This window comes from Stieleria sp., from assembly GCF_041595215.1.
GTDB classification, from domain to species: domain Bacteria; phylum Planctomycetota; class Planctomycetia; order Pirellulales; family Pirellulaceae; genus Stieleria; species Stieleria magnilauensis.
In genome coordinates this window covers 1-1,693 of sequence record NZ_JBFHKV010001440.1, presented here as the reverse complement: position 1 = coordinate 1,693, position 1,693 = coordinate 1, and the positions used below count along the sequence as shown (strand labels likewise).

Annotated in this window: 2 protein-coding genes; one reads left to right on the top strand and one right to left on the bottom strand. The window is 59.9% G+C overall.

What is annotated here, in order from left to right:
• Nucleotides 1-228 precede the first annotated feature (228 nt).
• Nucleotides 229-606, bottom strand: coding sequence for a universal stress protein (locus ABX749_RS31930; protein WP_145207150.1), 378 nt, complete (start codon nt 604-606; stop codon nt 229-231).
• Nucleotides 607-789: 183 nt separating this feature from the next.
• Here ABX749_RS31930 and ABX749_RS31925 point away from each other — a divergent pair.
• Nucleotides 790-1,693: site-2 protease family protein (locus ABX749_RS31925; protein ID WP_372899598.1), on the top strand; the 904-nt coding region annotated here is incomplete at its 3' end.

The following is a 1,693-nucleotide window of genomic DNA, read 5'->3' as shown; positions in this document are numbered from 1 at the left end:
TGAAAGGGAAGAATCGATTTGTCCATAAGTCCTGCCGAACGAAGCGAACCGTTACTGATTGATCGGCATCGTCACGCAAGAGCTGAACTGGGAACAAGAGTGTCGGTTTGCAACGGTCATTCGCTCTGCGGACATCAAGCCTGATGCGACAGATGGGCAGATCAACCGTGCCTTGCCGGCCGCTTCACGGCCTGTTGATCTGGGAACATCGACAGAATCAACAGGCCGTTAAAACTGGCGGTAGCAGTGGGGGACCACCAGGACGGGGATCTCGCATTCATCCATCACGTTGGCACTGAGCCAATTTTCGACGACCGCGCCGCTGCTGGCGCCCATCAAAATGAGATCCGCGTTGATCTCTTTGGCCGCCGCGATGATGGTGTCGACCACGTTCCCGGTCGCCACTTTGGACGTGACCGACACACCGGTGTCATGAGCCGCTTCGAGAAACACCGCGCAACAATCCCTTCCGTTGGCCTTCGATTCGTCGTCTTTGAGAATGTGCAGGACGGTCAGTTCGGCGTCGAGTTGCCGTGCGACCAGAATCACGTAGTCAGCGATTTCGACGGCCGCTTCTTCGCCAGCGGTCGGCACTAAGATCTTCATTTCAATCCTTCACTCTTGAGGGTTCCGGCGGACTCCATCCCGAATCGCCCATCATCCATTGGGCTTACATCAATCATACCGAGTTCTGTGGCACCGCTGCGCCGGACCGGCAAAGTCCCTCGGCGTGAAATGGCACGGGAAATGCAGTGTAAGTGCGTGTCATTAGTTTTTGGAGCGATAGGAATGAACGGTTCTTGGCATTTGGGACGGCTTGCTGGCATCGACGTGCGGATTCACTGGACGTTTTTGCTGATTCCGATTTGGATTTACTACTCAAGCATGGCGGCCGGATACGGCGCGGTTGCTGCCACCGTGGCAGTGTTGCTGGTTTTCGCGATCTTCGGCTGCGTGGTGCTACATGAACTGGGCCACTCCCTGACCGCCCGTCGGTTCGGGATTCCCACCCGTGATATCACGCTGCTTCCGATCGGGGGTGTCGCCAGTTTGCAGCGGATCCCGCGCAGCCCGTGGCAGGAGCTGGCGATTGCGGTTGCCGGGCCGGCCGTGAACGTGGTGATTGCGACAGCATTGTTCGCGCTGCTGCCCCTGTTGGCCGCGACCTCGATCGTCGCCGACGGTGTGTTGGCGTTTCTCGGTCAGCTGGCGTGGGTCAACGTGGCGCTGGTGGTCTTCAACATGCTGCCGGCGTTCCCGATGGACGGCGGCCGCGTCTTGCGAGCGCTGTTGGCCATGGGCATGCCCTATCGCAACGCCACACGCTTGGCCGCCGGCGTGGGCCAAGTGGTGGCTATCCTATTCGCACTGTTTGGGCTGATGTCGGCGAACGTGATGTTGGTCATCCTGGCCGCGTTCGTGTTCTTGGCCGGTCGCGGCGAAGCCATGATGGTGGAGCGCGAGGCGGAATGGGAACAACGCGGCTGGCATCCGATCGACTCGACGGCCGAGCAACCGTTTCCGCGAGAGCAGGTGTCGATCGAGCCGGCGAGCCTGCAGCGGTCAGCCGCCGAACAGTCATTGCCGGTGGTCAACGCACAATGGGATGCCCGCAACGTATTGGGCTGGCTGTCCAGCCAATCGGTTGACGAGTTCTTGGTGTCCAGCCACGGAGTCGTGGTTGCCGTCGTCC

What these genes read in the sequence shown, in the direction of transcription:
- ABX749_RS31930 (WP_145207150.1), bottom strand. Translation starts at nt 606, where the DNA reads ATGAAGATCTTAGTGCCGACCGCTGGCGAAGAAGCGGCCGTCGAAATC.